We start from the raw sequence: 23198 nt of genomic DNA, 5'->3' as shown, positions 1-23198 counted from the left end.
CTCCATGCGCGCCGGGTGCGATAAACGTTTGCGCGGCGTTTTCAGGTTCGCGCGGCCCGCCTGGCGTTTGCAACGGACGCGGGTTCGGGTTGCTGTGTCCAGGCGTCACGCCTCATAATCGACATGTTTACCTCGCGGCGCGGCAGGCACACAGCGCGCCGCAGCAGGCGCGGCGCGCTTACCGAGATCCAGCATGAGTTCCATCGTCAGACAGCCGGTTTATCATCCCGTCTCCGTCGTATTCATCGACGACAGCCCCGATTTTCTTTACGCGCTGCGCGGCCTCTTTCCCGGCGCGGGCACGGACCGCTATTTCACGAGCACCCGCGAAGCCCTGGCCTACGTCGCCGCGCACGAGTCCCGCCAGGCGGCGCACAACCCCACGGCGGGCGCCGCGTGGTCGGCATTCGAGAAGCGGGGCGGCAACGCGCTGGGCGAAGACGTGATGGCCGACGCGCAGCGCTTTCGCGATATCGCCGCGCTCGTGGTGGACTACGAAATGCCGGACATGACCGGCGTGGAGTTTCTGGCTTCCGTGAAAGACGTGGCGTGCACGCGCATCCTGCTCACGGCCACGGCCGACGAATCGCATGCGGTCGAGGCCTTCAACGCGGGCCTCATCGACTTCTACGTGAAGAAGTCCGATCCCGCCATGACGCGCAAGCTGCGCGGTGCGATCGACGATGCAAAACGCAAGTTCTGCGCGCGGCGCGGGCATATCGGCGTGCATGGCGTGGGTGCGATCTACGCGAACCGGCGCACGGCCGACGTGCTGCACGAACTCGCGCTGCGCGAGCGCATTGTCGAATACTACTGGCGGCCCGAACAGAATGCCGTGCTGACCTTCGACGCCGAAGGCAATGCGGGCGTGTTTCTCGCGTGGGACAGCCGCGACTGGGCGGCGCAATGCGATGTGGTGACCGACGAGGGCGGCCCCGCGGCGTTGCGCGAGGAGATGGCGGCGCGCCGCATCATGCCGGTGTACTGGCCCAACGAAGCGTACCGGCCGGGCATGGCGCGCGTGGAGTTCGCCACGCCCGAGCCGGTGCCGGGCCTTGACGACGCGCATACGAGCTGGACCCGCATCGACGACGCGGGCCTTGCGCCCGAACTGATCACGTTCGCAGCCTGGCGGGCTGCGCAAGGCGCGCAGGATGAGGGCGGCCACCTTGCGTGAACGGAGTTTTCAAATCCGCGAATTAGCGTGGATTTAAAGCAGCTTTAAAGCCACTTTAAAGTCGATTTAAAGTGGCTTTTATCACCGCAATCAGAACGTTTCCCAATCCGCGTTATCGTTCGATGCCGTAACGGCGGGTGCAGCCGTGGCGGTCGCAGGGGCCACTGTTGTGGCCTTGTGCGCGGGGCCCGGTTTTGCACTGGAAAGCGCCGGGCGCTTGAGCGGCGCGGCAGGCGCGGCGGGGCGCACGGCGCGCGCGCTTTGCGCCGGAATCGATGCCGCCGGTTTGGCCGACGCCGACGCCGCCGCTGCCACCGCCATCGGTGCGGACTGCGCCCCGATCCGGAACACCGTCACGACCTCGCGCAAACCGTTCGACTGCGCGGCCATCGACTGCGCCGCCGCCGAAGCTTCCTCCACGAGCGCCGCGTTCTGTTGTGTCACTTCGTCCATCTGCGCGACGGCGCGGTTCACCTGCTCGATGCCGGTGTGCTGCTCCGCCGAAGCGGCTGCGATCTCGCCCATCAGGTCCGCCACGCGGCGCGCCGAGATCACCACTTCGTCGATCGTGCGGCCTGCTTCGTCTACGAGCCTCGTGCCTTCCGACACCTGCGACACCGACTGCCCGATCAGCTCCTTGATCTCCTTGGCGGCGGTCGCGCTGCGCTGCGCGAGGCTGCGCACCTCGCCCGCCACGACCGCGAAACCGCGTCCCTGGTCGCCCGCGCGCGCCGCTTCCACGGCGGCGTTGAGCGCGAGAATGTTGGTCTGGAAAGCAATGCCGTCGATCACGCCGATGATCTGCTCAACGCGCTGCGAGCTGCTCGAAATCTCGTTCATCGTTTCGACCACGCGGCGCACGACCTCGCCGCCGCGCGCGGCCACTTCCGATGCGTTGACGGCGAGCGTATTGCCCTGGCGTGCGTTGTCGGTGTTGTGCTTGACGGTGGCCGTGAGTTCTTCCATGCTCGCCGCCGTTTCCTCCAGCGAGGCGGCCTGTTCCTCGGTGCGCGAGGAAAGGTCCATGTTGCCGGCCGCGATTTCCTTCGCGCCGGTCGTGATCGACTCGGCCGAGGTCTGGATGCGCTGCACGGTCTCGACGAGCTGGCGCTGCATCTGCCGCATCGCGTGGAGCAGGCTGCGCTGATCGCCCGCCGCGAGATCCACGTGGGCCGTGAGATCGCCCTCGGCAATGCGCTGGCAGATTTGCGCGGCATACTCGGGCTCGCCGCCCAGGCTCGCGCGAATGCTGCGGATGAGCCACAGCAGCCCGAGCATCACCGCCACGCCAATCACGGCGACGAGCGCGAGATTGCGGAGCAGTGCGCCTTCGAACGCGTCGTCGATGTCATCGGAATAGACGCCCGTGAAGACGTGCCAGTCCCAGCCCGGCACGACGGCCGCATAGGTGATCTTTTCGACCGGCGCGCTCTTGCCCGGCTTCGGCCACCAGTAGCTGCTGTAGCCGTCGCCGCCTGCCGACGAGCTCTTGATGATTTCGAGCGCGATATGCGTGCCGCGCGGGTCCGTCAGGTCCGCCTGGCTCTTGCCTTCCAGGTCGGGCTTGGGCGGCACGAGCAGGGCCACGGTGTTGCTGTCGTAAATGCCGAAGTAGCCGCTCTGGTCGTCGCCGTAGCGCATGCCGCGCAGCGTGGCGATGGCCAGACGCTTCGCGTCGTCGGCGCTCATGCGGCCGGCCTCCGCTTCTTTCTTGTAATACGTGATCGCGCCCATGGCCGTTTGCGTTTCCTGCTCGAGCAGGGCCTTGCGGTCCTCCAGCATGCCCGTGCGCGTCATGAAGGCGTTCACCACCACCAGTACGACGAGTGCCACCCACAGGAGCGCGACGATGCTCCAGGCTTTCTGATTCAACGTTATCCGCTTCACGTTCGCTTTTCTCCTGCCTTCCTCGATAGTGTTCTCGCGGCGGCCCGGAGCCGCGCCGCCGTCATGTTTAACGGACGTTTTGAGCGGAACCTTAACGTTTGCGCAGGGGTTCTTTGCGGCGGGTGGGGGTTTGCGGGCTGAATGCTTGCGTTTTGCTTACTTCCGGGGCGGCGCCGTCGATGCCCGCACGACCAGCCGCGGCGCGGAAACCACGCACACGCGCGCAGCCGACTGTGCCGGCGTCGTCGGCGCTGCGGGCGTCTCGACCAGCTCCGTCAGCAACGCCACAGCCAGTTCCGCCGCCTCGACCGTTGCGACCGCAACGGTCGTGAGCGCGGGCCGCGATTCGCGCGCCAGCTGGATGTCGGTGATCCCGACCACGGATAGCTCGCGCGGCACGTCGAGCCCGAGATCGGCGGCTGCCTGCATCGCGCCGAGCGCGGGCAGGTCGTTGGTCGCGAAGAGGGCGGTGAGATCGGGGTGCCGCGCAAGCAACTCGCTGGCCGCGGCGTAGCCGCCTTGTGTCGTATCCGGCGCGTAGCGCACGGGCGCGAGCGCGCCGTCCAGCCCGGCCGCCTGCATGGCGGCGACGAAGCCGTCATAGCGCGCCGCGTGGATGCCCGACACCTTGCTGCCGACGATCGCGCCAATGCGTCGGTGCCCGAGTGCGAGCAGATGCTGCGCGGCGAGCTCCCCCGCGAGCCGGAAATCCACGGCCACGCAGGGCAGGCCGGGCGGATCGAGCGGGCGCTCCCACATGCACAGCACCACGGGCGCGCCGCGCCGCTCGGTGGCGCGCAGGTCGGCAAAGTCGAGATTGGCGTTCATCACGAGCACGCCCGCCGAGAGCGTGCCGGCGATCTGCTCCAGGTAGGCGCGCCCCGTTTGCGGATCGCCTGCGGTATTGCAGATGATGAGGAAGCGCCCGCTGCGGCGCAGCGCGTTTTCCACGGCGAGCGCGAACTCGGGGTAGAACGGGTTCGCAATGCTCGACACCATGAGCGCGATGGTGGGCGGCCGTCCTTCGGCAAGCGCGCGCGCCGACAAATGCGGCCGATACCCCAGCGCCTCGATCGCTTCGAGCACGCGCAACCGCGTGGCCTCGCCCACCCGCCCGCGATTGCGCAGGACGTTCGAGACGGTGGCCGGCGTGACGCCGGCGCGGCGCGCGACTTCGCTCAGGGTCGGCATGCGATCTCAAAATATGGGAAGGTGATTCAACATTTGCCTGATCGTGCGCGGGCGCTGCACCATTGGCCCCACTATCAGAACGAGTACCGGAGACACCGCAGCCTGGATCGCAACACGCGATCGCTTTTTACGGCCCGCGGATTAAGCGCTTAATCTCCGCTCCGCGCTGATTAGAACATGGAGGCGGGACGATGGCGAGCATTTCGTTACGCGGCGTTCAGAAGGCATACGGCGAGAATGCGCCGGTGATTCGCAACGTCGATCTGGAAATCGGCAAGAACGAGTTCTGCGTGTTTCTCGGCCCTTCGGGCTGCGGCAAGTCCACCTTGTTGCGCATGATCGCGGGCCTGGAGGACGTGACCGACGGCGATATCTCGATCGGCGGCAAGCTCGTGAACGACGTGCCCGCCGCGCAGCGCGGCGTGGCCATGGTGTTTCAGAGCTACGCGCTCTTTCCGCACATGACCGTGTACGAGAACATGGCGTTTGGCCTGAAGCTCGCGAAAACGCCCAAGGCCGAGATCGACCGCAAGGTGCGTGAAGCGGCGCGCATTCTCCAGCTCGAAGCGTTGCTCGAACGCCATCCCAAGGCGCTTTCGGGTGGCCAGCGCCAGCGCGTGGCGATCGGACGCGCGATCGTGCGCGAACCGGGCGTGTTTCTGTTCGACGAGCCGCTTTCCAATCTCGACGCCACCCTGCGAGGCCAGACGCGCATTGAGATCGCACGCCTGCATCGCCAGTTCGAGCAGGCGAGCGTGGTGTACGTGACGCACGACCAGATCGAAGCGATGACGCTCGCCGACAAGATCGTGCTGCTGCATAGCGGTAAGGATACCGAACGATACGGCAGCATCGCCCAGGTGGGCGCGCCGCTCGACCTGTATCACCGGCCGTCGAGCCGTTTCGTGGCGGGCTTCATCGGCTCGCCGCGCATGAATTTTCTGCCCGCGCGCGTGGCGGCCATCGACCCGAACGGCGTGAGCGTCACGCTCGACGCAAGCGGCGAAACGGTGCGCCTGGCGGTGCAGGGCTCGCGGCTTGCCGTGGGCGCGCCGGTCACGTTCGGCGTGCGGCCCGAGCATCTCGAACCGGTGGAAGAGGCTGCGGCATCGCGAGATGCCATGGACACCTTGACGATCACGCGCGCCATCACGCTCATCGAGGAACTGGGCGAGCACAGCTATGTGCACCTGGAGCAGCCGGGCGGCGCGGTACTCGTCGCCAAGGCTCCCGGCGACGCGCGCCTGCAACGCGGCGGCACCGCGCGCTTTCGCGCGAACGCGGGGGCGTGCCATCTGTTCGCGGAGGACGGCTTCGCCGTCGCGCCGTTCGCCACCGTCGATCAACCCGCGTAAGCACACCATGAGAACAGCAAGCGAGGACATTGGGATGCGTCTTGGAGTCTGCTATTACCCCGAGCACTGGCCGGAGGCCATGTGGAAAGACGACGCCGCGCGCATGAAGGCACTTGGCATCGCGCAGGTGCGTATCGGCGAATTTGCGTGGAGTCGCATCGAGCCCTCGCCCGGTGAATACGACTGGGCCTGGCTCGATCGCGCCATCGACACGCTCGGCGCGGCCGGCCTGCAAGTGGTGATGTGCACGCCCACGGCCACGCCGCCCAAGTGGCTGATCGACCGGCACCCGGACATCCTGCCCGTGGATGCAGACGGTCGCGTGCGCGCGTTCGGCTCGCGGCGCCACTACGATTTTTCGTCGCCCGCGTACTTCGAGGCGTCGCGGCGCATTTGCGAAGCGGTCGCCGCGCGTTACGGCCGGCATCCCGCCGTTGCGTACTGGCAAACGGACAACGAATACGGCTGCCATCAAACCGTGGTCAGCTACTCGCCCGCCGCCGTGCAGCGCTTTCGCGAATGGCTCAAGGCGCGCTACGGCAGCATCGACGCGCTCAACACCGCGTGGGGCACCGTGTTCTGGAGCATGGAGTACCGTGGCTTCGACGAGATCGATGCGCCTGTCGGCACCGTGACCGAGGCGCATCCCTCGCACCGGCTCGACTACCGGCGCTTCGCCTCCGACGAAGTGCAGCGCTACAACCGCATGCAGGTGGACATTCTGCGCGCGCATTCGCCGGGCCGCCCCATCGCGCACAACTTCATGCAGCTATTCCTGGAGTTCGACCACTACAAGGTCGCCGCCGATCTCGATGTGGCCACCTGGGACAGCTATCCGCTCGGCGCGCTCGACCAGCAGTGGTATGCGCCCGAGGTCAAGGCGCGCTATCTGCGCACGGGGCACCCGGACTTCGCTTCGTTCAATCACGACGTGTATCGCGGCATGTCGAAGCTGCCGTTCTGGGTCATGGAGCAGCAGCCCGGCCCCGTGAACTGGGCGCACTGGAACCCCGCGCCGCTGCCCGGCATGGTGCGCCTCTGGAGTTGGGAGGCGTTCGCGCACGGCGCGGGTTGCGTGTCGTATTTCCGCTGGCGGCAGGCGCCATTCGCGCAGGAGCAGATGCATGCGGGGCTGAACACGCCCGATAACCGGCCCGACATCGGCAGCGCCGAGGCGGCGCGCGTGGCGAGCGAAATCGAGGCCGTGCTCGCGGCGGTCGAGGGTGAAAAGGGCGACCCCGACTTCGACGTGAAGACACCCGTTGCGCTCGTGTTCGACTACGAGGCCAAGTGGCTCTTCGAGATTCATCCACAGGGCGCCGATTTCCACTATCCGCGCTTTGCTGTGGAGTACTACTCGGCGCTGCGCGCGCTCGGCTTCGACGTGGATATCGTTTCGGCGCATGCGCCGCTCGACGGCTACCGGCTCGTGGTGGTGCCGCCGCTGCCCATCGTGCCCGACGACTTCGCGCAGCGTCTCGCGAATTCGGGCGCGCAGGTCGTGATCGGGCCGCGCACGGGTTCCAAGACCGTCGATCTCCAGATTCCCGCCAATCTGCCGCCGGGGCCGCTCGCGGCGCTGCTGCCGCTACGCGTGTGGCGCGTGGAGTCGCTGCGACCCGACATCAGCGAGCCGGTGAAGTTCGCGGCCGATGGCGCGCGCGCGGGCCACGCGCGCCACTGGCGCGACCTGATCGAGCTTGGCGCGAGCGCGGGCGAAAACGAATCGGCCGCGCCGGAAGTGCGCGCCAGCTTCGAGGACGGCCACCCAGCATGGGTGCAGTGCGGCGCGGTCCACTACCTGGCGAGCCTTTTCGACGACGAAACCACGCAGGCGCTTTTCGCGCGCGTCGCGCGTGAAGCGGGCCTCGCGCCGCAGCCGCTTGGCGACGCCGTGCGCGTGAGCCGCCGCGGCGGCTTCACGTGGGTGTTCAACTACGGGCCGGGCGCGCACACGCTTTCTGCGGATATTCCCGACGAGGCATTCGTGATCGGCTCGCGTACGATAGAAGCGCAGGGCGTGGCGGCTTACCGCTCGACATAAGCGCATTGCGCAATGCCTTCCGATGCAGCATCGACAACGACGTAAAACCAAGGAGACACGCATGATCGGCAAGACCTTCAGACCACGCACCCTGTTCGTTGCCGTCACGCTGGCGGCGGGCGCGTTGGCAGGCGCATTCGCCGGCGCGGCGCAGGCCGGCACGCTCGAAATGAATATCGCGTTCAAGGGCGCGAGCCAGCGCGCCGTGTGGGAGCAAGTCGTCGACGAGTTCAGGAAGACGCACCCCGGCACCGACGTGAAGGTGTCGTTCGTCGATGAAGAAGCCTACAAGGTGCAACTGCCGAACTGGCTCACGACCGCGCCGCCCGACATCGTGAACTGGCACGACGGCGAGCGCATGGCGTATTACGCGAAGCGCGGCCTGTTCGAGGACCTGTCGGGCGACTGGAAGAAGAACGGCTGGGACAACACGTATGCCTCGACGAAGGAGGCCTCCTCGTTCCAGGGCAAGCAGTACGCGGCGCCCACGGTGTATTACTCGTGGGGCATGTTCTATCGGAAGGACCTGTTCGACAAGGCGGGCATCAAGAGCGAGCCGAAAACGTGGAATGAATTCCTCGACGCCTGCAAGAAGCTCAAGGCCGCGGGCATCACGCCGATCGCCGTGGGCGGGCGCGACGCGTGGACGCTCGCGGGCTGGTTCGACTATCTCGACCTGCGCCTGAACGGCAACGCGTTCCACCAGAAACTGATGGCGGGCGAAGTGCCGTACACCGACCCGCGCGTGAAGAAGGTCTACGTCACGTGGAAGCAGTTGCTCGACGACGGCGACTTCATTCCCAATTCGCTTTCCTACGATCTCGACGCGGCGCAGCCGTTCCTGTTCCAGGGCAAGGCCGCGATGATGCTGATGGGCACGTTCATCACGGGCGGTTTCAACCCGACGGTCAAGCAGCAGATGGGCTATTTCCAGTTCCCGATCATCGACTCGAACGTGCCGACCGCTGAAGACGGACCGGTCGAATCGCTGCATATTCCGGCGAAGGCGAAGAACAAGGCCGACGCGCGCGCGTTCCTCGCGTTCGCTGAGACCCCCGACATCGGCGCGCAGCTTGCCAAGGGGCTGGGTTCGTTGTCGGCCAACAGCAAGTCGCCGGAACCCGAGGACCCGATTTCGAAGATCGGCTTCCAGATCCTCTCGAACACCAAGGGCGGCATTGCGCAGTTCTACGATCGCGACATGACCAAGGAGATGGCCGACGAAGGCATGAAGGGCATGCAGCAGTTCATGTCCGATCCGACGAAGATCGACGCGATCCTGGCGCAGCTGGAGCAGTCGCGCCAGCGCATCTACAAGAAGTAAGCAGTTCGAAGCAGCGGCGGGCGGTGCGGCATATGCGCCGACGCCCGCCGTGCAGTCCAGCCACTTTGCATGGGACCGGAGGTTTCGCCGTGAGACAGGCAGTGACCCACTCCGTTGCGCACCGCGTGGACGGCGCCGCGTCGCCGGGCGACGAAGGCGATGCCGGTGGTGATGCCGCAGGCGCGGGCGGCATGCCGCAAACGAGCGGCCGTGGCATTAGACCGCGCCGCCGCGTGTCGCCCACCGCGCGCCGCCAGCGCCGCGCCGCATGCCTCTTTCTCGCGCCCGCGTGCATCATGTTCGCGGTCTACGTGATCTGGCCGATTCTCTCCACGCTGCGCCTCTCGTTCTACAACTGGGACGGCATGAGCGACGCGAGCTTCGTGGGCCTCGCGAACTACACCGAACTGTTTCAGTCGCCCACGTTTTACACGGCGCTGAAGAACAACGTGATCTGGCTCGTGCTGTTCCTGCTCGCGCCGCCCATGGGGCTTGCGATCGCGCTGTACCTGAACCAGGCCGTGAGCGGCATTCGCATCGTCAAGTCGCTGTTCTTCGCGCCGTTCGTGCTTTCGGGCGTGGTGGTGGGCCTCATCTACTCGTGGTTCTACGACCCCACGTTCGGGTTGCTCGCGATGATCGTGGGGCACGGCATTCCCGTGCTCGGCGACCCGCACTACGCCACGCCCGGCATCATTTTCGCGGCGCTGTGGCCGCAAACCGCGTACTGCATGATCCTTTACCTCACGGGCCTCACCACGCTCAACAGCGAGCAGATCGAAGCCGCGCGCATGGAAGGCGCGAAGGGCTGGACCATGCTCTGGCACGTGATCCTGCCGCAACTGCGGCCTGTCACCTTCATGGCCGTGGTGGTCACGGTGATTGGCGCGCTGCGCAGCTTCGACCTCATCTCCGTGATGACGGGCGGCGGACCGTTCGAAAGCTCGACCGTGCTCGCTTACTACATGTACGACCAGGCGATCAAGTATTACCGGCTCGGTTATTCGGCCTCGATTGCCGTCGTGCTGTTCGCGATCATGCTGCTCTATATCGTCTATCACCTGCGCCGCCTGCTGCGCAGCGAACACTGACCGCGCCGCGAGGAGCCGACCATGTTCCCGATCCCGCTCGACAAATGGAAGCCCGCGTCGCGCCGCCTGTACAAGCTCTCGCTGCCAGTGGCGCTCGTGATCTGGCTGTTGCCGCTCATCGCCGTGCTCATCACCTCGGTGCGCTCCACCGACGAACTGAGCGAAGGCAACTACTGGGGCTGGCCGAGGCACTTCGCGATGGTCGAGAACTATCGCGACGCGCTCACGACCTCGCCCATGCTGCACTACTTCTGGAACAGCGTGCAGATCACGATTCCGGCCGTGGCGGGGGCCATCGCGCTGGCGGCGCTGGCGGGCTATGCGCTGGCGATCTACCGCTTTCCGGGCAACCCGGCGTTGTTCGCGACCTTCGTTGCGGGCAACTTCGTGCCGATCCAGGTGCTCATGATTCCCGTGCGCGATCTGACGCTCAAGCTCGGCCTCTACAACACCGTGGGCGGCCTGATTCTCTTTCATCTGTCGTTTCAGACCGGCTTTTGCGCGTTATTCCTGCGCAATTTCATCAAGCAACTGCCGTTCGAACTGGTCGAGGCCGCGCGTATCGAGGGCGCGAACGAGTGGACCGTGTTCGTGCGCATCGTGCTGCCGCTCATTCGCCCGGCGCTGGCCGCGCTCGCCATTCTCGTGTTCACGTTCGTCTGGAACGACTATTTCTGGGCGCTGTGCCTGACCCAGGGCGACGACGCCGCGCCGATCACCGTGGGCGTTGCTGCGCTCAAGGGGCAGTGGACGACGGCGTGGAACCTCGTTTCGGCGGGCTCGGTGCTTGCCGCCTTGCCTTCGGTGATGATGTTCTTCGCCATGCAGAAGCACTTCGTGGCCGGGCTCACGTTCGGCGCGACCAAGGGCTGAGCCTGGGCGCGAGCGGGGCGGTTTGACTTCGGTGCGGCGCTACGGTCCAATTCAAGGCCTGTGACGCAAGCAAGGAACGCCTCATGCAACACGATGAACCCGCCGCCGCGCCGGCGGCTTCGACCACGCAGTCGCCAGATCAGTTGCCCGATGCAATTGTGCGCGATTTCGACGGCGAGCACCTCGAAGCGCGTCTTTCGGACGCGATCCGCCTCTCCACCGTGAGCGAGGACGGCTGGCCGCACGCGGCGCAACTGAGCGCGGGCGAGATCCTGGCCGTGAATGCGAGCACGCTGCTGATCGCGGTCTGGCCGCAGTCGAGCACCACACGCAATCTCTCTCGCGACGGCCGCCTCACGCTCTCGCTCGTGCACGACGGCGCGCTGCTGGAAATCCGCGCGCGGGCGCACGCTCTGGCGCAAAAGCAGACGGCGCTCGAACTGAGCGTGTTTCGCGTAGCGATCGAAGCCGTGACCGAGCATCGCGCAAAATATGCCGAGGTGCTGAGCGGCGTGACGTTCCGGCTCTACGAGCCCGGACGCGTAATCGCGCGCTGGCGCGAGCAGATCGCGATGCTGCGCGCGCTTGCCTGAGCGAAGCGGCGCCCGCTTCGCGCGGTTGTCATCGTGGATGTGCTAGCGTGTGCTGCAACGCACACAAGCGCGACATGCAAGCGCAAACCCGGCGCAAACCCGGCACGCAAGCCAACGGAATCACGATGCAAACCACCGAACTCTCGGACTGGCAGCAGTTCATGGCGCTGACGACGCAACTGGACGGCTGGGCCTTTCGCGGCCAGCAAAACGCGCAGTGGCGGCTGGAGAGCTCGCTCACGCGCTACATGCGCGACTATGTGGGCGACCGGCTGCAATGGCGCCAGCGCGAGGAGCGCGCGATCCGCGTGTTCCGCCGCAAGGCGCACAACTTTCTCGCGCACCCGGAGATGCTCCGGGACGACCTGCGGTGTCTCGCGCTCATGCAGCACCACGGCGCGCCCACGCGGCTGCTCGACTTCACCAAGAGCCCGTTCGTCGCGGCCTTTTTCGCGCTCGAACGCGCGACCGGCGACGCGGCCGTCTACGCGCTCAACACGCCCGCGCTCTGGAACAGCCGCGCATTGCCGCGCGCGAACCCTTCGCTCACGCGCGACGTGATCGACCCGCGCGTGCAGGACAACTTCGAGCGCTATTTCTTTAGCAACACGAACGAAATTCTCTGGTCGGGCGAGCCCACGGAAATGGATGACCGGCTCGTTGCGCAATCGGGCACCTTCGTCGTGCCAGGCGTGATCGACAAGCCGTTGCAGGCGATTCTCGACGGTTACGAGAGCAACGAGGAACTGCTGCATAAAATCGTGCTGCCCGCGCGCATTCGCATGGACGCGATGAAGTGGCTCTACCGCATGAACATCACGAATGCGTCGCTGTTTCCAGGGCTTGACGGACTCGCGCGCTCCATTGCCGTGGAACTGGAGATCGTGTGGTCGGGCATGATCGCACCGGGCAGCGGCTCGACGAATTGAGGCACCTTACGTTCGATGCCAGGCGGGGGCAGTTTCCGAAATCCGGCGGCGGACCCGCCGCCGGGCACCTCGCGTATCAGAAGCGATGCCGCAGCCCTGCGTGCACCGCGACCTGGGTTGCGCCCCCCGAAGCCGAAAGCGAAACGATCTGCGCGCGCTCCGCGTCTCCCGCTGCTTTCTGATAAACGGCGAACAGATAAACGTCCGTGCGTTTCGAAAGCCAATAGTCGACCCCGAGATCGGCCTGATGGTATTTGGGCACGGCGCCCGTGCTGTCGATCTTGCCGCGCGTGTATGTATAGAGCGCGGAAAGCTGCAAAGCCGGCGTGAGCAGATAGCGCGCATTGATTTCGGCGTTTTGCCAGAGCGAATTGCCGGAAACGGCCGCGCTCTGCGTGAACTTCACGCGCGTGTAGACGGCGCCGATGGTGGCGGACCCGAGCGCGTACGACGCCCCGGCCGCCACCGTTTCGAGCTTTTGCGCGGACTGTAGCGGCACGCTGCCGATAATCGCGCTGTCGATCGTGCCGCGTCCGTCGTACACGGCGGTGAGCGGGTCGTCAATGTGAATATAGCCCGCGCCGAGCGTCAGCCCGCCAAGCGCGTAACCCGCGCCGACACTCCAGACGCGGTTCTGTGCAAAGTCGCCAGGCGTGCCGCCAAAGCTGAACAAGCCCTCGAAAGAAAAGCCCGCATACTTCGCGCTGCGGAACTTGACCGAGCGATCCACGCGGTACGTGTCGAGCAGATTGTCGAGATCGCCGAAATGCGCGCCATAGGAGCCGAATGCGACAACGCCCGAAAGCGGCGTGACGTAGTCGACGATCGGATCGTACTGGCGCCCGAACATCAACGTGCCATACGGCGAGTCGAGCCCGACCCACGCCTGACGCCCGAACAGGCGTCCTCCCTGACCGAGGCTGCCGTTGAACGAATCGAAGCCGCTTTCCAGCACGAACAACGTTTGCCAGCCGCCACCGAGCGACTCCTGGCCACGCAAGCCCCAGCGGTTGTTCTGGTTCACGCCGCCTTGCGTGAGCCAGGCGGAATGGCCGGCTTCGTTGCTCACATAGGTGAGGCCGCTGTCGATGATGCCATATAGCGTGACGCCGTCGGCCGCGTGAGCGAGCGCAGGCAGCGCGGCGAGTGGGGCCAGTGAAGCGAGGAGGGTTTTGCGCAGAAGCGAAGCCATGATCGAGGGTCTCCGGTCGAAGTCTTGTTTTGAGTGAGAGGGGGAAACGTCAGGCGCGTTTGCCGTTCCCCGGCGACAGCGCAAGCGTCATTGCGACGCCACCGAGGCACAGCAGCAGGCTCATCAGGTGCCAGCCGTGATCGAGATTGCCGAAGTGCGTCTTGATGAGGCCGATCGCGTAGGGGCTCGCGAAGCCGCCGATCTGCCCGACGCTGCTGATGAACGCGATGCCGCCCGCCGCCGCGGCCCCCGAGAGGTGAGCGGGCGGAATTGCCCAGAACACCGGCATGGCCGCATAGACGCACACCACGGCGATCGAAAGAATCGCGATCATCAGGGCGATGTTCGAGAAGTGCAGCGTGAGGGCGGCGAGCGCGAGCCCTGCGCCGAACGCGCAGAAGGCAAAGTGCCAGCGCCGCTCCATGAGGCGGTCCGAGCGCCGCGCGATCGTGATGATGCCGATGGCGCCGATGCCATAGGGAATCGCGCTATAGAGGCCGACGCTCAGGACGTCGGTGACGCCCAGCTCCTTGATGAGCGTCGGCACCCAGAAGCTGATGGCGAATGAGCCGGCCGCGAGCGCGAAGTACACGAACGAGAACACGTAGACGAGCGGCTTGCGCAACGCCGCGCCAAACGAATGCGGTGCGGCGGCGGGCAGTGCGGTGCGCTCGGCGGCGAGCGTTTCGGTGACGAAGCGTTTTTCGTCGTCGCTGAGCCAGTCGACTTCGTCGGGCGAGTCGACGAGCGCGAAGTAGCAGACGAGCCCGAGCAGGGCGGCGGGCGTGCCTTCGATGAAGAACATCCATTGCCAGCCCGCGAGACCCGCCACGCCGGCCATGTCCTTCATGATCCAGCCGGACAGCAGGCCGCCGATGAGCCCCGCGAACGCAACGCCCGCGAAGAACCACGACACGACGGTCGCGCGCCGCTCGGCGGGATACCAGAGTGTCAGATACAGCACGATGCCCGGAAAGAAGCCCGCCTCGAAGGCGCCGAGCAGGAAGCGCATGAGATAGAACTGCCACGGCGCGCTCACGAACATCATGCCGGCCGACACGATGCCCCAGCACAGCATGATGCGCGAGAACGTGCGCCGTGCCCCGATGCGCGCGAGCAGCAGATTGCTCGGCACTTCGAAGATCACGTAGCCGATGAAGAAAATGCCTGCACCGAGGCCGTAAATCGCATCGGTGAAACCGAGGTCCTGCTTCATCTGCAACTGCGCGAAGCCGATGTTGATGCGGTCGAGAAATGCGACCACGTACGAAATGAACAGCAGCGGCACGATGCGCCAGGAAATCTTGCGGTAGATCGCGGCGGGCGTGGCGGCCGCTGCGGGTCGAACGGCGCTGACGTGTGACATGGGTCTCCTCCGGAATGCTGGTGAACAAAAAGGGGCCGCACGCCTGCGTTCTTCGCGCGGCTCGCGTGCGGCCCCGGACGTGATGCGTTGTCGACGCGCTAGCGGGTGATGTGGCGGCCGATCCAGTCGGCCATCGCGTCGGCGGAAAGCGTGACCAGATCGGGCTGGCCCGCGAGATAGTGATTGCCCCCGGGCACCGCGATTTCGGCGAGGCGCGCGCCGGCCGCGTCGCGCCACGCGCGTGCGGTGCTCGGGAAGGTCGAGCCGTCGGCGGTGTGCGTCATGAGCAGTACGGGCACCGAGGTGCGAGCGAGGCTCGCGGGACCGTCGGCCTGCGAGCGCGACGACCACTGCGAGAGCCACGAACGCAGCGTGTTGAGCCGGCCCATGGCGTTGGCGCCGTAGTTCACCGTGCGCGGGTCGCCCCAGATCGAGCCGGCCTTGCGGTCGTTGGCGTCGAGCGCGAGGTCGAGAAAGCGCGGATCGCTATGCGTGCGATAGACGAGAAAGGTCTGATCCTGCGGACCTTGCGGATTCGCGCGCAACTGGCGCAGGCGCGCGAGCACCCACGCTTCGATGCGATCGCGCCGCGCCAGTTGGGCCGCGCGGAACGCGTCCACGAACGCGGGCGCGAACGGCGCGCGGCGCGTACCGTCGTAGAGATCCCATGCGGGGTCGGTCGCGAGCGCATCGGACTCGTCGATCACTGAGGGGTCGAGCCATTCGGCGATCAAGCGCGCGCGGCCCGCATGCGCGGCCGACAGCACGATGCCGTCGACGGGCGGCAGGTCGGCCGCGCGCAGCGCGGTGGGCAGACCATCGGCATAATGCGTCGCGCTGAAGTGCTCGGCCTGGCCCTGATAGAAGCTCGACAGCGCCGCGCCGCCCGAATTGCCGATCAGCACGACCTTGCGATAGCCGCGCGCGCGCAGATGGCGCACGCCCGCCGCGAGATCGAGCAACACCTGCTCCATCAGCAACATCGTGTCGTTGCCGGCGTAGCGCGAATTGAGGCCCATGCACGCAATGCCGCGCGCCGCGAGCGGTTGCAGCAGATAGTGGCCCATGTAATTCGAGGTCGGATGCATCACGATGGCGGCCACATCGCGCACCCCGCCTGCGGGCTCGACCAGTGCGCCGTAAATGCGCGGCCGCAGGTTTTGCAGGCCGGACTGGCTTTCCATCGCCACGCCAGGTGGCACCTCGATATCGACGAACGTGACCGGCAGCGTGCTCATGCGCGGCCCTCCGCGTGATCGGCGCGGCGCGCGGCCTTCTCCGCGTCCCAGCCGGCGAGCAGCGCGTGAGCCTCTTGCGCGTGCGCGGCCATGTCGGCGTCGCTCGCGGTTGGCGTGGTCAGCTCCAGCCGGAAGCCATTGGGATCGAAGAAGTAGATCGAGCGAATGATGTGGTGATCGGTGATGCCGAGCACCTCGACGCCGTGCGCTTCGAGGCGCGCGCGCATGGCTTCGAGCGCCGCCACCGAGTCCACGCGCAGCGCGATGTGATTGACCCATGCGGGCGTATTGGGCGAGGGCAGCGCGGCCGTGTCGTCGCCGAGGTCGAAGAACGCGAGCGACGAGCCGTCGGTCATCTGGAAGAAGATGTGCACGTAGGGGCAGTATTCGCCCGTGGAAGGCACGTGGTCGAGCTTGATCAGATGCACGAGCGGCAAGCCGAGGATGTCCTCATAGAAGTGGCGCGTGGCTTCGGCGTCGCGGCAGCGCCATGCGAAGTGATGCAGACCGCGAATCGGCTCGGGTGGTTTCATGTTGCCTCCGGGGGCCCGGCTGTGCGGGCACGGTTTCTGGATACGGCCGGATGATGGCAAAGCGCACCGCGCAACGTCTGTCCTGATTGCTGATGACGGCGCCGCGAAAGCGGGTTAACACGGATAGGTACGCGCGCGTCGCGCGCGCTCTAATGCTGGACGCCAAGCGAAAGACTGATGAAAGAAAGGTAGGGAGACACCGGTGCGAAGCTATCCACTGCAAGCGGTCCAGAGCGCGCCGCAGATCGCTGCCGCAGATGCCGCGGCGCTGATCGATCACCTCGGCGAAGCGCGCTTTGCCCATACCGTGCTGGGCATCATCGGCGCGCATCTGGCCGCGAGCCATTGCTCGATCCTGCTGCGCTCGCCGGCCGGCGACACCTGCGCGCTCGAAGCCGCGAGCCTGGAAGGCGACGGGGCGCGCCTCGCGGGCGACGCCTATGTGAGCGCGGGCTTCTACGCACACGATCGCACGTTCGCCGATCCGTCGCTCTCGGTCAGCGGCGGCGTGCTCACGCTGCAAACGCGCGACGAGGTCTCGTCTTCCGATCACCGCAAGCTCTGCTATGACCGGCTCGGCATCGCGCAGCGCGTGTCGTTCGCGGCGCGTCTGGACGACGGCGCGATCGTCGCGACCAACTTCTATCGCTGCGCCACGAGCGGCGCGCTGGACGAGCGCGCGCTCGAAGCCGCGCAGGCGCTTGCGCAGCCGCTGCTCGCCGCCGTTCGCAAGCACAGCCGTTTGCGCGCCCCGCGCGCCGAAGCGCGCGGGGCTGTGTGCACTACCGCGCCCACGGACTGGGCGCGCCTGAGCGAACGCGAGCGCGACGTGGCCCAACTGTGCGTGCGCGGCTTCAGTGCGAAGGAGATCGCGCGTGCGCTCGACATCGCCGTCACGACCGTCAATACGCTCAAGCAGCGCGCCTATCAGAAGCTCGGCATTCGCCGCCAGAGCGAGCTTGTCGCGTTGCTGAGCGGCACGCGCGTCGCGCCGCTCGACGCCTGACGCGTTACGCCTGACGCACGACGTCATCACACATCGGGACAGACGGCCCACCGCTTCGCTTCGTATCCTTGCACGGCGTAACACAACGTCCAGCAAGGAGACAGCATGGTCCGAGCCAGCACGGACAAGAGCGGGGGCTACGCGCTGCCCGTTTTTCCCTTTAAACGCCCCCCGGAACTCGACGGCCGGCACCGGCGCTATCGCGTTGTCGTGATCGGCGCGGGCCTCGCCGGCCTCACGGCGGCGGTCGATCTCGCGCAGCACGGCATCGACGTCGTGGTGCTAGACGAGGACAACACGGTCGGCGTGCGCGGCGCGTCGAGCCGCGGCATCTGCTACGCACAACGTAGCCTCGAAATTTTCGCGCGGCTAGGCATTGCGCAGCGCGTGCTCGCCAAGGGCGTCACGTGGTCGGTCACGAAAGTGCTCTCCGGCGAGAAGGTGCTCTACGAATACGATCTCGCGCGCACGCACACCTCGTTGCAGCCGCCGTTCGTGAACCTCCAGCAGTTCTATATCGAATGGTTTCTCGCGGATCGCTTCGAAGAACTGAATACCGGCGAGATCCGCTGGTCATCGCGCGTGACAGGCGTGGCCGCCCACGACGATCATACGGTGCTCGACGTCACGACGCCCGAGGGTGACTATCGGCTCGAAGCCGACTGGGTGCTCGACGCCGAAGGCGCCAGCAGCTTCGTGCGCGAGACGCTCGGCCTCCAGGTGAGCGGCGAGCGCACGCCCGACCGCTGGTGCATCACCGACGTGCGCGTTCGTGCGCCGCTGCCGCACGAACGCTGGACCTGGGTCGACGCGCCGTTCAACGAAGGACGGGGCGTCTGGCAACACCTGATGGCCGACGACGTGTGGCGTCTCGACTTCCAGATGGACGAGCACTGCGACCCCGCCGAAGTGAGCCGTACCGAAGTGGCCGAAGCGCGCGTGCGCAAAATGCTTGGCGACGTGCCATTCGAACTCGTGTGGGTCGGGCCGTACTTCTACCGTACGCAACTGCTTGACTCGTTCCGGCACCGGCGCATTCTCTTCCTGGGCGACGCCGCCCACGTGAAAAGCCCGTTTGGCGCGCGCGGCGGCAATAGCGGCATTCAGGACGCCGACAATCTCGTTTGGAAGCTTGCCTTGGTGCTTCGCGGCGAGGCGGACGAAGCGCTGCTTGCGACTTATGACGAAGAGCGCCGCGCGGCCGCGCAAACGAATATCCGCGTCACGCAGCGCTCCGGCCGCTTCATGCGCCCGGCCAACGAAGCCGAGCATGTGTTCCGTCGCGCCGTGCTCTCGCTGGCGGGCGAGCACGTGTTCGCCCGCGGCCTGCTCAATACGGGGCGCCTGTGCACGCCGCACGATTATCGAGGCATGTCGGCATTCGGCGCGCACGGCGCGGGCGTTGGCGCGAGCGTGCCCAACGTCGAGTTGAACGTGCGCGGTGAAACGCGCTCGCTGATGACACTCGCGGCGCGCTCGCATGGCCGGTTGATGTTGTTCGTCGATGACGCTTGCCCGGACCTCGAAGCGTTGCGTGCGGCACTTGTCGCGCTGCCGGTTGACGTGTACGTGCTCGGTCGCGATATCGCGGCCGACGAACCGGCGCGCACGCATCTTTGCGTGCCGCATGCAGGCGCGGCGCTCATCCGGCCCGACTCGCACCTCGCCGCAATCGTCGCATGCGCCGACGTCACGCAAGTGCGCGCCGCCGTCGCGTGCGCGCTGGGACAACCCACACTCGAACCGGAGAGGCTCGCATGAGTGCCGCCCGACTTCTCGCCACGACCGACGATCGCTATGAAGCGCTGCTCGATCTGCATCAGGACCTCGACGCCGAGGCGAGCGCCTTGCTCAACGCGCGCCTCGTGCTCTTGCTCATGAATGAAATCGACGATGGCGCGCGTCTTGCCGGATTGCTCGACGCCGCACGCCTCGTTTCGCCTTGCCTCCCGGGAGAACTGACATGACCACCGTTTCCTTCGCCTCGGCCGCCGACACGCGCGCGCAACAGGCACGCCTCGTCGAACTGGCCGATCGTGTCTACGGATTCGTTTCGGACTTCGATCCAAATTGCGGCTTCATTGTGGGCGACGACGGCGTGCTCGTCATCGACACGCGCGCGACGCCCACGCTCGCGCGCGAGTTGCGCGACGCGATTGCGAGCGTCACCGACAAGCCCGTGAAATATGTGTTTCTCACGCACTATCACGCCGTGCGCGTGCTGGGCGCGAGCGTGTTCGACGGCGCGACCGTCATCAGCAGCGCGGGGACGCTCGACTGGATCCGCACGCGGGGCGAGGCCGATTTCGCCTCCGAGGCCGGGCGCTTTCCGCGGCTCTTTCAAGGCATCGACGAGATTCCGGGCCTTACCTACCCGCACATGGTGTTCGAGGACACGCTGACGTTGTGGTTCGGCGGCCGCGAGATCCAGTTGCGCCACTTCGGCGCGGGCCACTCGTTCGGCGATTCGGTTTGCTGGCTGCCGGCGGAGCGCGTGCTGTTTTCGGGCGATCTCGTCGAGAATCGTTGCGGCGTCTATGCGGGCGACGGCTATCTTCGTGCATGGTCGAAGACGCTCGCGAAGTTGCGCGCGCTCGACGCCGATGTGCTGCTTCCGGGCCGCGGTGCGGCGCTCAATGGCCGCGCGCAGGTCGAACAGGCGATCGACGGCACCCAGCGTTTCGTCGACACGGTGCTCGACTGCGTGGGCGCCGCGATCGCGCGCGGCGCCTCGCTCAAGGAGTGCTATTTCCAGACGCTCGAAACGATGAAGCCCGTGTTCGGCGACTGGCCGGTGTTTCAGCACGTATTGCCGTTCGACGTTTGCCGCGCCTTCGAAGAACTCAATGGCACCGAGCATCCGCGCATCTGGACTGCCGAACGCGACGTCGAGTTGTGGAAGCTGCTGCACGAGTAAGCGGGAAGTCATACGTTCGTGATGGCCGGGCATGAATGCCACCGTCGCTGCCGTGCCCGTCAACATCACGGCAATTGACGCGGCCTGCTGAAGTGATTTATCGTGGAGCCATGCAACATCATCCGCTATTCCTCGCGAGCCTCACCACCACCACGACCACCGGTAACGGCGGGTCGTCTGGAGGGTGCGCGCGGTAATACCGTGGTTGCTACCACCAAGGGCCCCGCCGGCAACGGACGGGGCCCTTGGCGTTTACGGCGCTCCGTGTGTTGTCGAAACACACTGACATGGAGTTATCGTGAACGACATCGATCATCGCATTCTGGGAAGCAGGCTGGATCTGTTCCACCAGCAACAGGAAGGTCCCGGCATGGTGTTCTGGCATCCGCGCGGCTGGGCGCTGTACCGTGTGCTGGAAGAGTATGTGCGCAAGCACATGCGTCGCGCGGGCTTTCGCGAGATCCGCACGCCGCAACTGCTCGCGCGTTCGCTGTGGGAGCGCAGTGGACATTGGGACAAATTCGGCGCGCAGATGTATGCGCTGCCTGAGCGGTCGATGAATGAGCGGTCGATGAATGAGCGCCTGGCCGAGAGCGATCATGAAGACGCGCAGGCCCTTTGCCTGAAGCCGATGAGTTGCCCGTGTCACGTGCAGGTCTTCAATCAGGGGATTCGTTCCTGGCGCGAGTTGCCCGTTCGTTACAGCGAATTCGGCGCGTGTCACCGCGACGAGCCATCGGGTTCGCTGGAAGGGCTCAAGCGCACGCGTGCGTTCGTGCAAGACGACGCGCACGTGTTCTGTACGGAATCGCAGATCGAAAATGAAGTGGCGCGCTTTTGCGCATTGCTGCGTGCCGTCTATGCGGACCTCGGATTTTCGTCGATCGCGGTCGCGCTGGCCACGCGGCCCGCGCAACGGGCGGGCGAAGAGGCCGTGTGGGATCGGGCGGAAGCCTCGCTCGCGGCGGCGGCACGGGCGGCGGGTCTTGAATTCGATATTTCCGGGGGCGAGGGCGCGTTTTACGGACCGAAGCTCGAATTCAAACTGGCGGATAGCCGAGGCCGGCAGTGGCAATGCGGAACGATTCAGCTCGATTTCGTGCTGCCTCAGCGATTGGGCGCGAGTTTCGTCAACGAATCGAGCGCGCGCGAGACGCCCGTGATGGTGCATCACGCGGTGCTCGGCAGCATGGAGCGTTTCATTGCGATACTGCTTGAGCACTACGAAGGCGGGTTGCCTTTATGGCTCGCGCCGGAACAGATCGTGGTGGCGAGTATCAGCGATGCCTATGCGCCTTATGCCATGCGCGTGGTGCAGAGGCTCGATGACGCGGGATTGCGCGTGGTTGCCGATTGCCGGGCCGAGCGACTGGAGCGGAAGATCGTCGATGCGCGGGAATTGCAGATACCCCTGCTGATCGCGGTCGGCGCACGCGACGAACGCGATGGCACGGTCAGTCTCCGCAGGCGCAATGGCGATCAGGCCACGTTGCCGCTTGATGAGGCGATCGCGATGCTGTTGCGCGAAGCCAGCTTGCCGGAGCGGTGATTGCACGTTGCTGCCTGTTGGCCGTCTGTGGCGTGAGATCGCGCCTGGCGGCGACTCAATGCATTCCGGCGTTGTCGGCGCGCAGCGTGGCGAGTATGAAGTCCGAGCGCTCGGCAACGCCGGTTTTCGGCAATGGCGTGAGCGTGTAACCCAACGCCGGGTACGCGGCGCGCAGGCGCTCGTATTCGGCGTTCGCGCTGGCGAGATCGTGGCGGCGCGCGTCGTCCTGAACGTAGATCTCCGGCCAGGGCGGCGCGACAAATACGCGGCGATAAAAGCGCGGCGCGTGCTCCAGCGTCTCTTGCAGCGGTGTGCCTTGCAGATGTGCGAGTGCAACCGCGGCGTCGATCAGACCGCGATCGAAGAATACCCAGCCCGAGGCAGGCGCCGAGGCGAGATCGTCGCGCGCGACGTCGATCACGTGATGGAGGAACGCCGCCAGGTCGAGCCACGGCAGCGCGCGCCCGTACGCGAGCATTTGCGCTTGCACGACACGCCGCCCCGGCTCCGCCACGACGGCGTGACCACGTCGCGCCAGCTCGGCGAGGACCGTGGACTTGCCGCCCCCTGAGCAGCCGGTGAGCACGACGAAGCGGCCGGGCGCGTCACCGGGGACTGCGCTCACGGCGTTTCGGGCCGCGGCAGATTCAGGTCGGGTGCGAGCCGCGTGGCCTTGAATTCCGTGACGTCGTAGGCGGCCAGCTCCTGCTGCGCGAAAGGATCGGCGGCGAGGAGCGCGTCGAGCCGCGCGCGCGGCATATGCGAGGCGATGATCACGCCGCCGTCGCGCGGCATTTTCGGTCCCGCCGCAATGAAATTACCGGCTTCGAATTGCGCGTCGAGGTATTCGCGGTGCGCGGGCAGGGCGTCGTCGATGCGTTCGAGCGAAGCGGTATAGATCAGCGAAACGATATACATGGTCGTGCGAGGTGG

The 23198-nt window shown here is 66.1% G+C and carries 21 protein-coding genes; 13 read left to right on the top strand and 8 right to left on the bottom strand.

The window, feature by feature from the left end; translation table 11 throughout:
- Positions 1 to 193 precede the first annotated feature (193 nt).
- Positions 194 to 1177 carry a response regulator gene (locus tag C7401_RS06725; protein ID WP_112170567.1) on the top strand — a complete coding sequence of 328 codons (984 nt, stop codon included), beginning with the start codon at positions 194 to 196 and terminating at the stop codon, positions 1175 to 1177.
- A 90-nt stretch (positions 1178 to 1267) separates the two neighbouring features.
- Here C7401_RS06725 and C7401_RS06720 read toward each other — a convergent pair whose 3' ends face one another.
- Both C7401_RS06720 and C7401_RS06715 read right to left on the bottom strand, forming a co-directional pair.
- On the bottom strand, positions 1268 to 3064 hold the full coding sequence (locus C7401_RS06720) for a methyl-accepting chemotaxis protein (RefSeq protein ID WP_244314808.1): 1797 nt from the start codon (positions 3062 to 3064) through the stop codon (positions 1268 to 1270).
- A 156-nt stretch (positions 3065 to 3220) separates the two neighbouring features.
- Complete coding sequence (locus C7401_RS06715) at positions 3221 to 4255, bottom strand: LacI family DNA-binding transcriptional regulator (protein WP_112170566.1); 1035 nt, start codon at positions 4253 to 4255, stop codon at positions 3221 to 3223.
- A gap of 191 nt (positions 4256 to 4446) precedes the next feature.
- Between C7401_RS06715 and C7401_RS06710 the strand changes: the two genes are divergently transcribed.
- The 7 genes from C7401_RS06710 (at position 4447) to C7401_RS06680 (ending at position 12464) form a co-directional block, all read left to right on the top strand.
- The gene (locus C7401_RS06710) at positions 4447 to 5610 is read left to right on the top strand and encodes an ABC transporter ATP-binding protein (protein ID WP_112170565.1); all 1164 of its coding nucleotides are present in this window, start codon (positions 4447 to 4449) and stop codon (positions 5608 to 5610) included.
- Positions 5611 to 5644: 34 nt separating this feature from the next.
- The gene (locus tag C7401_RS06705; RefSeq protein ID WP_112170564.1) at positions 5645 to 7654 is read left to right on the top strand and encodes a beta-galactosidase; all 2010 of its coding nucleotides are present in this window, start codon (positions 5645 to 5647) and stop codon (positions 7652 to 7654) included.
- A 61-nt stretch (positions 7655 to 7715) separates the two neighbouring features.
- Entirely contained in the window at positions 7716 to 8978 is a 1263-nt protein-coding gene (locus C7401_RS06700) for an ABC transporter substrate-binding protein (protein WP_112170563.1), read from the top strand.
- Between the two features lie 101 nt (positions 8979 to 9079).
- A complete protein-coding gene (locus tag C7401_RS06695) occupies positions 9080 to 10069 on the top strand; it encodes a carbohydrate ABC transporter permease (RefSeq protein ID WP_373864427.1) in 990 nt (329 codons plus the stop codon).
- Between the two features lie 21 nt (positions 10070 to 10090).
- Positions 10091 to 10942 (top strand): carbohydrate ABC transporter permease, encoded by an 852-nt coding sequence (locus tag C7401_RS06690; RefSeq protein WP_112170562.1) that lies wholly within the window; start codon positions 10091 to 10093, stop codon positions 10940 to 10942.
- 83 nt (positions 10943 to 11025) lie between these two features.
- A complete protein-coding gene (locus tag C7401_RS06685) occupies positions 11026 to 11535 on the top strand; it encodes a pyridoxamine 5'-phosphate oxidase family protein (RefSeq protein WP_112170561.1) in 510 nt (169 codons plus the stop codon).
- 125 nt (positions 11536 to 11660) lie between these two features.
- Positions 11661 to 12464: an FRG domain-containing protein gene (locus C7401_RS06680; protein WP_112170720.1), complete on the top strand. Its 804-nt coding sequence runs from the start codon at positions 11661 to 11663 to the stop codon at positions 12462 to 12464.
- 76 nt (positions 12465 to 12540) lie between these two features.
- On the opposite strand, the gene C7401_RS06675 is transcribed toward C7401_RS06680, so the two are convergent.
- From C7401_RS06675 to C7401_RS06660, 4 genes are all read right to left on the bottom strand, one after another.
- A complete protein-coding gene (locus C7401_RS06675; RefSeq protein ID WP_224043468.1) occupies positions 12541 to 13656 on the bottom strand; it encodes a porin in 1116 nt (371 codons plus the stop codon).
- Positions 13657 to 13705: 49 nt separating this feature from the next.
- Complete coding sequence (locus tag C7401_RS06670) at positions 13706 to 15022, bottom strand: MFS transporter (RefSeq protein WP_112170560.1); 1317 nt, start codon at positions 15020 to 15022, stop codon at positions 13706 to 13708.
- A 98-nt stretch (positions 15023 to 15120) separates the two neighbouring features.
- A complete protein-coding gene (locus tag C7401_RS06665; RefSeq protein WP_112170559.1) occupies positions 15121 to 16260 on the bottom strand; it encodes an alpha/beta hydrolase family protein in 1140 nt (379 codons plus the stop codon).
- Entirely contained in the window at positions 16257 to 16793 is a 537-nt protein-coding gene (locus tag C7401_RS06660; RefSeq protein WP_112170558.1) for a VOC family protein, read from the bottom strand. The genes C7401_RS06665 and C7401_RS06660 overlap by 4 nt, the downstream gene beginning before the upstream one ends.
- A 202-nt stretch (positions 16794 to 16995) precedes the next feature.
- Between C7401_RS06660 and C7401_RS06655 the strand changes: the two genes are divergently transcribed.
- From C7401_RS06655 to thrS, 5 genes are all read left to right on the top strand, one after another.
- Positions 16996 to 17799 (top strand): helix-turn-helix transcriptional regulator, encoded by an 804-nt coding sequence (locus C7401_RS06655; RefSeq protein ID WP_112170557.1) that lies wholly within the window; start codon positions 16996 to 16998, stop codon positions 17797 to 17799.
- 105 nt (positions 17800 to 17904) lie between these two features.
- Positions 17905 to 19560, top strand: coding sequence for an FAD-dependent oxidoreductase (locus tag C7401_RS06650; RefSeq protein ID WP_112170556.1), 1656 nt, complete (start codon positions 17905 to 17907; stop codon positions 19558 to 19560).
- On the top strand, positions 19557 to 19766 hold the full coding sequence (locus C7401_RS06645; RefSeq protein ID WP_112170555.1) for a DUF2783 domain-containing protein: 210 nt from the start codon (positions 19557 to 19559) through the stop codon (positions 19764 to 19766). Before C7401_RS06650 ends, C7401_RS06645 begins: the two co-directional genes overlap by 4 nt.
- On the top strand, positions 19763 to 20716 hold the full coding sequence (locus C7401_RS06640) for an MBL fold metallo-hydrolase (RefSeq protein ID WP_112170554.1): 954 nt from the start codon (positions 19763 to 19765) through the stop codon (positions 20714 to 20716). Before C7401_RS06645 ends, C7401_RS06640 begins: the two co-directional genes overlap by 4 nt.
- Positions 20717 to 21014: 298 nt before the next feature.
- Positions 21015 to 22265: a threonine--tRNA ligase gene (gene thrS / locus C7401_RS06635; protein ID WP_112170553.1), complete on the top strand. Its 1251-nt coding sequence runs from the start codon at positions 21015 to 21017 to the stop codon at positions 22263 to 22265.
- 55 nt (positions 22266 to 22320) lie between these two features.
- Here thrS and C7401_RS06630 read toward each other — a convergent pair whose 3' ends face one another.
- Positions 22321 to 22890: an AAA family ATPase gene (locus C7401_RS06630; protein ID WP_112170552.1), complete on the bottom strand. Its 570-nt coding sequence runs from the start codon at positions 22888 to 22890 to the stop codon at positions 22321 to 22323.
- On the bottom strand, positions 22887 to 23183 hold the full coding sequence (locus tag C7401_RS06625; protein ID WP_112170551.1) for a YciI family protein: 297 nt from the start codon (positions 23181 to 23183) through the stop codon (positions 22887 to 22889). Before C7401_RS06625 ends, C7401_RS06630 begins: the two co-directional genes overlap by 4 nt.
- Between the last annotated feature and the right edge of the window lie 15 nt (positions 23184 to 23198).

The organism is Paraburkholderia unamae (assembly GCF_003268775.1).
GTDB lineage: Bacteria > Pseudomonadota > Gammaproteobacteria > Burkholderiales > Burkholderiaceae > Paraburkholderia > Paraburkholderia unamae.
Note: the sequence above shows the minus strand (reverse complement) of the source record. Positions and strands in the feature narration are given on the sequence as shown.